The organism is Deltaproteobacteria bacterium, from assembly GCA_019308905.1.
In the GTDB taxonomy this organism is placed as follows: domain Bacteria; phylum Desulfobacterota; class BSN033; order WVXP01; family WVXP01; genus JAFDHF01.
Window position 1 is genome coordinate 1 of the sequence record JAFDHF010000104.1, and the last position, 7381, is coordinate 7381.

8 protein-coding genes are annotated in these 7381 nt (G+C 53.7%); all 8 read right to left on the reverse strand.

The window, feature by feature from the left end:
- A partial coding sequence (locus tag JRJ26_19675; GenBank protein MBW2059712.1) for a histidine phosphatase family protein occupies positions 1-152 on the reverse strand: 152 nt, incomplete at its 3' end.
- Positions 153-203: 51 nt separating this feature from the next.
- On the reverse strand, positions 204-776 hold the full coding sequence (locus JRJ26_19680; protein MBW2059713.1) for an SIS domain-containing protein: 573 nt from the start codon (positions 774-776) through the stop codon (positions 204-206).
- Between the two features lie 71 nt (positions 777-847).
- On the reverse strand, positions 848-1555 hold the full coding sequence (locus JRJ26_19685; protein MBW2059714.1) for a nucleotidyltransferase family protein: 708 nt from the start codon (positions 1553-1555) through the stop codon (positions 848-850).
- A 124-nt stretch (positions 1556-1679) separates the two neighbouring features.
- Positions 1680-2834, reverse strand: a complete 1155-nt coding sequence (locus JRJ26_19690) for an SDR family NAD(P)-dependent oxidoreductase (protein ID MBW2059715.1) — start codon at positions 2832-2834, stop codon at positions 1680-1682.
- A 58-nt stretch (positions 2835-2892) separates the two neighbouring features.
- Positions 2893-3888 (reverse strand): GHMP kinase, encoded by a 996-nt coding sequence (locus JRJ26_19695; GenBank protein MBW2059716.1) that lies wholly within the window; start codon positions 3886-3888, stop codon positions 2893-2895.
- A gap of 51 nt (positions 3889-3939) precedes the next feature.
- Entirely contained in the window at positions 3940-5358 is a 1419-nt protein-coding gene (locus tag JRJ26_19700) for a sugar transferase (protein MBW2059717.1), read from the reverse strand.
- Positions 5359-6495 carry a glycosyltransferase family 4 protein gene (locus tag JRJ26_19705; GenBank protein MBW2059718.1) on the reverse strand — a complete coding sequence of 379 codons (1137 nt, stop codon included), beginning with the start codon at positions 6493-6495 and terminating at the stop codon, positions 5359-5361.
- 25 nt (positions 6496-6520) lie between these two features.
- On the reverse strand, positions 6521-7381 hold an 861-nt coding region (locus tag JRJ26_19710; GenBank protein ID MBW2059719.1), incomplete at its 5' end, for a radical SAM protein.

A 7381-nucleotide genomic window follows, 5' to 3' on the forward strand; every position in this document is an offset into this window, starting at 1 on the left:
CCCCTCCCTTTCAGGGCACGGCCCAGGAGGCGACACTCCTCTTCACCGCGCGGAGTCAGCCCTTCTCGACTGGAACCGGCATATACCTTTTCGAGATTCGACCGAGTCTCACCATGCCTAATCAGACAGCATTCGACCTGACTCCCCTTCATCGACTCACTCTTTGCATGGTTCCATCCAAATAGGCCTTCTTCCCCGTTTTCTCATCCGCCGTTCATCACCATGTCTCGGAAGTACTGGCTCACCAGGTGGCACAACAACATGTGGACGTCCTCGACCTGGCCGTAGTTGGAATTGTCCACGGTAACGTGTTCTGTCACAATCTCCATGGCTTTACCCCCTCCGAAACCTAGGAAGCCGATCGTCTGGGCTCCCCTCTCATTTGCAAATTGGATAGCCCGGAGCACGTTCGGTGAATTCCCGGATCCTGTGATGCAGATGACCACGTCTCCCCTTTGTATGAGATTCTTCAATTGCTCTACAAACACGCTTTCATACCCGAAATCGTTGGCATAAGCAGTCAAAAGGGCCGTATTGTCATTCAGACTCACCACCCGCAGGCGCCGCTTCCCATCCACCACCGCTCCCTTACCCAGGTCGCAGCAGAAGTGGGAAGCGGTCGACGCGCTCCCCCCGTTCCCCAGAATGAATATCTGCCTGTCCCGGGCGTAAGCCTGGTAGATCATGTTCACAACCCTCTCTATCTTCTCAACGGGAATCCGAGATATGGTCTCTGTCACCTGTCTTACGTATTCCTCGATGATCTCCCTTCCCATGACGCCCCCCCTCATTGCTTCTTCAATCTCTCTTTAGCTACACACCCCGGGGCCCGGCACCCTGGGGATTCTCACTCTGCCAGGTATTCAGGACACTCCCCTTGGGCCCGCTCGTAGCCGGCCGGTGTCCCGATGTCCATGTGGTAATCATGGATCACATAGCCGTACATCTTCCCCCGAAGCTGTGGAAGAACGTGAAAGCCAAAATCCAACGGCATTGCCACATCCCAACAAACCTCGTGGAAGATCTCCCTGCTCAGCAGGTAGATCCCCCCGTTTGCCAGGTCGCCCTTGGGGCTCGTAGGTTTCTCCTCGAAGTCCAAGATCCTGTCGCTCTCATCCAGCACGGCGATACCGCATTCGGTGGGCCTTTCGCACCGGAAAAGCCCGATGGTCGCAATTCCCCCATGGGCCCGATGGAAAGCCTCCATTTCCCGGAGGTTTGCACAACTGAGATTATCCCCGTAGATCACCCAGAAATCGTCCTCCCCCGAAACAAAATCCCTGTTCGCCCAAACGGTCCCCCCGCTACCCAGCAGGACCGGCTCATGAACAAGCCTGATCCGGGGCTTTCCACGCCGGCTTTGCAAGAAAGCCTCGACTTGGTCTGCATGGTGATGAGCATTGATCAGAACCTCCGCTACCCCGTAACGGGCCAACTGCTCCAGCCAAATCTGCAACAGCGGTTTACCCCGGATGGGAACCAGGCACTTGGGTATCCGATCGGTCAAGGGCCGAAGCCGCGATCCCTTTCCTGCGGCCAGGAGGAAGGCCTTCATATCTTGAACCTGTCCCTTTCGAGGTTCTCACGGCTTCTTGGGAAATAAGCCCACCCTCTCCGCAGTATTCTCCACCCGATCCTGCACCATGCTTCCGGCCCGAGTCCCACCAACGGACAACTCCTCAGCCTTTTCCAGCCTTGCGGACTACCCCCTTTTCCCTCAACTCGCTTTCCGCCTGGGTGAAGTACTGCTTTACATCTCCCTGGTCTTGGATCCAAGCCAGGTAGTCTTCCAGGATCTGATTCAGCCCGCGACGAGGTATCCAACCGAGCGCCCTGAGCTTGGAGACATCCGAGAGGCTGTGACGATTATCTCCAACACGGTACTCCCCCGGGATTAAGGGGGCTATATCCTTGCCGAGTTTTCGCGTCAGGGCCTCGGCATACTCCCGTACCGTGATCTCCAGCCCGCTTCCCACGTTGAACACCTGGTAGTCGGCCCGCCCTTTCTCAAGGACCAGCATATTGGCCTCCACAACGTCTCTGATATGTGTATAGTCCCTTTTCTGAAATCCATCTTCATATATGATGGGCGGAAGATCGTTCAGCAGGCGAAGACAAAATATCCGGCAGATTCCCGAATACTGGTTATAAAGCGACTGCCGCGGACCTTGAACGATGGAGTACCTTAAGGCCACGGTCGGGATGCCGTGGAGCCTGCCCAGCCGGACCGCGGCCATCTCCTCGGCGAGTTTGCTTATGGCATACGCATTGTACGGATTATGATATACTTCACTCAACCTCAGGGGGGTCATGGGCTCTCCACACTCGGGACAGAGAACCTCCCATTGCTTCCTTCGAAGCTGTTCTTCGTGCCGAGTCTCCGGTTGTATCACTGCATTTCTGTTGCTGCACAACCCATTCCTGCATGAGTACTGCCCTTCCCCGTAGACCGCCTGACTCGACGCCACGATCACTTTTTCGACCTTTCCAGCCCTCTTCATACCCTCTCTGCTCTCCGCGAGTATCAATTCATGAATCAGGGCCGTGCTCACGCTGTTCACGTGGAAAAACGTGCTGAAATCGGGCAGATAATCCTGGTAGGAGGAAAAATAAAAAACCACTCGCACACCCCTCAGGGCCCGCGCCAGGGTCTCTCTGTCTCGCACATCCCCCTGGATGAACTCCGCCTCCTTGGGCAACCAAGGGGGTTTGCCCTTGGGATGTACCGCCGCCTGGAGGCTGTCGAGGATGCGCACCTCGTATCCTCTTTCCAGGAGGGCGTCTGCCGTATGCGAGCCTATGAAGCCGGCTCCCCCTGTTACGAGCGCTTTCATTGCCATAAGAAACCAGCGAGTCACCGATCGATGCTTCCAACCAGTTGCCCGACTCTTCTCACCTGCTGGAATAACTCCGATCGTCAAAAATCACTTTGCTTCCGCTTCTCTCAAGCATGAACGGTAACTCCCGGTACTCTCGCATCGCCTCAAACACGGAATTCTGCTTGTCCCTCGGCACCAGCAACATGAGAAATCCACCACCACCGGCACCGGCAATCTTGCCGCCCAGGGCACCTGCTTTCTTCGCCTTCTCGTACATAGCCTCTATCTTACCATTGCTTATCCGTGAGGCCATTGTTTTCTTCAGATGCCAGTTTCGATCCATGAGCCGACCACAGGTCTCCAGATCCCCTTCCTGTACTGCTCTCTTGAAGGGCTCCACGAGAGAGACCATCTCGCACATCACATCGAATTTCTCGCGAGCAGAATACCTCTCCCTTTGCTCGGACAGGATGGCGTCCGCACTTCGTGTAACCCCTGTATAGTAAAGAAGCAAGGACGAAGAAAATTTTCGCAAAGTCCCGTTATCCACCGTCACGGGGACCCTCTCGGTCGTATCGTCCGTCTTGAAGATATACTGGTTTAGACCGCCGTGAGCGGCGGCATACTGATCCTGCCGGCCGATCGGCTTGCCTATGATGTCTATCTCGATGCGGCAAGCCTGCTCTGCAAGCTGTTCTGCAGTTACGAGTACGTTATTGTATGCGTAGAAAGCGTGAAGCAGCCCCACGGTAACGGAGCTCGAACTCCCCATGCCGGATCCTTCAGAAGGAACGTCCGCCAGGGTGGTGATCTCCACCCCCTTCTCGATACCGGTCATTTTCATGGCTTCCCGCACCAGGTCGTGCTGAATCTCGTCGACGCATCTTACACACTCCTTTTGTGAATAGTTGAGATAGATCAAGTCATCGAATCTTTCCTTGACGATCACATACACAAATTTGTCGATGGCCGAACTGACGACCATCCCCTCCTTTCGATGGTAGAATTCCTTCAGGTCAGACCCTCCACCGACGAAACTCAAACGAAGCGGTGTCCTCACTATGATCATGGCCCGCCCCTTTCCATCTTCGTTTTCCCTTTTCCTTTCCTCACCCGGTAACTACCGGCCGGTCGCCTTCAACACCACCCACACCGTCCTCAGAAGTATCTTGAAATCCAGCCACAGGCTCCACTCGTCAATGTATTTCATATCCAGACGCATCCATTCGTCAAAGTCCTTGATTTCATTTCGCCCGCTTACCTGCCACAGACACGTGATCCCCGGTTTGACCGAGAGCTTCCTACGGTGCCAGCCATCGTACTTTTCCACCTCGGTCTGAAGAGGCGGCCTGGGACCGACGAGGGACAGATCGCCTTTGAGGACGCTCCAGAGCTGAGGCAACTCGTCAAGGCTGAACTTACGGAGCCATTTCCCGACCCGGGTAACCCGGGGGTCTTCCTTCATCTTGAATACCGGCCCGGTCATCTCGCTATCCGCAAGGAGCTGTTTCTTCAAGTCATCCGCATTCTCGACCATGGTGCGGAACTTGTAGCTTGTCAGGGGCCGTTTGTTCAAGCCGAGTATCCTCCACCGGTAAAGGACAGGACCCGGGGAGTCGAGTTTGATCAGAACCGCGATGACCGCAAATGCCGGAGCCAGCAGAACCAGCAACACGATCGACCCCACCACATCGACGGATCTCTTCAGAAGGGCCTCAAAGTCCTTGCGTTCCACGGAGGAGAACTTGATGATGGGTAGACCGTGGATCATGTCCGTCTTGGCTTTGGAGATGATATTCTTGAAAAAAGACGATACGATCCGGACCGGCACCCCCTCCTCATCGCAAATGGCCATGACCTCTTCCATTTCGCCGAGACCCCTTGCCGGAAGTGCGATCACCAGTTCATCGATCGGGTTTGAATGCAACAACTCCCGAAGGTTCCCGCTGTGCCCTATCACACTGTATCCGAACCTCTCCTCCCCCACGTCACGCTCGTTTCTGCCGATAAGGCCCAGAATCTTGATGCCCCAGTCCGGATATTTCTCCACAGAGCGGACAAAGGCTTCAGCCACATCTTCTTCACCGAGTACAAGTACACTCTTGATGTTCCTACCCCACTTCCTCACGTAACCGATGAATTGATATAGAACTGCCTTCTCCACACTGAGGAGTATAAGATTAGTCATAGCAAAAAATGCTATAAGTGTCCTTGGAATCTTCAATTTCATCATGAAGGCCGCCGTAAGTACCACAAGAGTCCCGAAGGCCACCGTTTTCACCACTATCATTATATCCGTTTTCAGAGAAGTAAAACGCTGCCCCACATACGCATCCTGATAGCCCAACAATCCGCGCCAAACTAGAATAATGACGATAAGAGTGGGCCAATAGTCGGTCCAATTGACTACAGTGCCGAATCCATAGAATGCAATAGCGGCATTTCTAGCATAGGTGGCAATTACAAAGGACAGAATAGTCACCAGTGTATCCAATAAAGCAACTACCAGTCTTGTCAATACAGGATAATCGGTAATCATCTATTCGCCACGAGTGTTAATGCGAAGAAGCTCTATCAAATGTCTCTCAACCTTATCGGTGATCCTATCCCAGTCATAACTCCTTAATCCAAACTCCCTAATTTCTCTTCCCGAGCGGTCGGCTGCATCTCTGTCGAGCTGTAGGATTTTCATCAGTTTGGAAGACAAATCATCGACATTGCCGGACTGGAAAGTCCAACCATGTCCAGAGAGTAGATCCTTGTTTTCCTGGATATCACTGGCAAGTATCATACGGCCATACCCCATGGCCTCCAGCACGGACAACGGCATTCCCTCTACCGTCGAGGGTTGAACAAAGCAGAAGGCATTTGAGAAGAGCTCAGCCTTTATCCGGTCTCTGGCGAATCCCGTAAACACGATGTCACCTGCACCCCCGAAATCCATCAACCTGCGATAGTATTCGTCCCTATGGTTGCTGTCCCCGGCTATAACCAGCTTCTTTCCCCCTTTGCACTCTCTTGGAAGCCTCTGCCAGGCTTCCAGCAGAAAATGAGCTCCCTTCTCAGGAACCAGCCGGGCCATAAAGAGCAGGTAATCCCCGCCGCCAAGACCCCACTGCCTGATTCTTTCAGGGCGAGCGAAGACTATCTTAGGTATTCCATTCGGGACGTAGATGCATCTTGTCCCGTAGGTTCCTTCCAGGAATCTCTTGTCTTCTCTACACACACAGAACGTAAGATGGGGGAATCTAACACTCGTCCAGCCCGACATTCTGATCAGTCTTCTTGCCAGAGGGCCCCATTTTTCCCTCTTCCAATCCAAACCATGTGTGTGCACGACAGTCCCCAGGCCGAGAACCTTCGGTAACAAGGCTAAGACCGAAAGCCCAACAGAATTGATATACAAAATGTTGTAGTCTCTTGAAAGTACCCGGGCAAGCGCCGAAGTACTGTGACTCAACGCATCGAGATGCTTGCTGTAAACACCTGGGCTCAGCGGTAAACCCACGCCCTTGAATCGCCTGGGTCCCTCCTTCCCCATGTAACGCTTGCGTACGAAGATATCGAATCGATGTCCCTTTTGCACGAGTCTGGACCCTATTTCCTCCATGACAAGCTCTATCCCACCCGGGTGTGGAATAGCTTTGGCTCCAAGAGCGGCGATTTTCAGCTTCATGGTCAGGCAATAAAGCAGGAAGAGATCAAGAAAGGCTGATCGCCAGTCCGCGGGCCAACCTTATCTTGTTCTTCGCGATCCATACCAGAGGCACCAGGGGGTTTCTCCTCATGGCCGGCACTGCCGTACCCACCATCCAGCAGTTCTTCCGGCACTGCTTGACTTTACGGCGCACAGCCTCTGCTGCCCCGGAATTCCAAATCTCCTCAAAGCCCGCATCCTTGAGATTCCCCATCACCCACGGCTCGTCAGAGCCGTTACATGCCAAAACCTGCCCGTAAGGATCAAGAAAGAACAGATCCTGGGCCGCCCTACAAGGCAGCGGCCTCGACTTCCCCTGCATATACCGCAAGATCCCGAGATTGATAAATGCCCGGCCCCAATCCTTGATTCTCAGCTTGAGCTCCCTTCTCTTGGAATCCAGCAAAGCCGAAATAAACGCCCTCATGGACGTCTCGACAAGGTCTAAGTCGTGGATCTCATTATCATATTTGTGAAAATAAAAGGAATTATGCATCGTCGACGTCGCAAATTCCACTCCCATCCGGCTGCACAACCGATAAAGGGAGAGAAGGTCCCCTGCATTCTTGTCGGATACCACCATGCCAAAACCCACGTCCCTGACCCCTGCATCGAGCAAAGCGATAACGGTTCTCAAGGCGTGGTCGAATCCATTCCTCATCCCCCGCAACTCGTCGTTCAGTGCCGGCAAGCCTTCGACGCTGATCCGAAACGTCACCTGCGGATACCTCCTGCCCACCTCTACCAGCCGCTTCGTGAAAAACCCATTCGTACTGATCTCCAACCGTCCCGTTTTCTCCAACAGTGTCCCTACGATCTCAACAAGGTCATCCCTCAATGCCGGTTCTCCTCCCGTAAGGTTTAT

Excerpts from the sequence above, each read along its gene's own strand:
- JRJ26_19695 (MBW2059716.1), bottom strand. The coding sequence starts at position 3,888 with ATGATCATAGTGAGGACACCGCTTCGTTTGAGTTTCGTCGGTGGAGGG.
- JRJ26_19680 (MBW2059713.1), bottom strand. The coding sequence starts at position 776 with ATGGGAAGGGAGATCATCGAGGAATACGTAAGACAGGTGACAGAGACC.
- JRJ26_19690 (MBW2059715.1), bottom strand. The coding sequence starts at position 2,834 with ATGAAAGCGCTCGTAACAGGGGGAGCCGGCTTCATAGGCTCGCATACG.
- JRJ26_19685 (MBW2059714.1), bottom strand. The coding sequence starts at position 1,555 with ATGAAGGCCTTCCTCCTGGCCGCAGGAAAGGGATCGCGGCTTCGGCCC.
- JRJ26_19705 (MBW2059718.1), bottom strand. The coding sequence starts at position 6,495 with ATGAAGCTGAAAATCGCCGCTCTTGGAGCCAAAGCTATTCCACACCCG.
- JRJ26_19700 (MBW2059717.1), bottom strand. The coding sequence starts at position 5,358 with ATGATTACCGATTATCCTGTATTGACAAGACTGGTAGTTGCTTTATTG.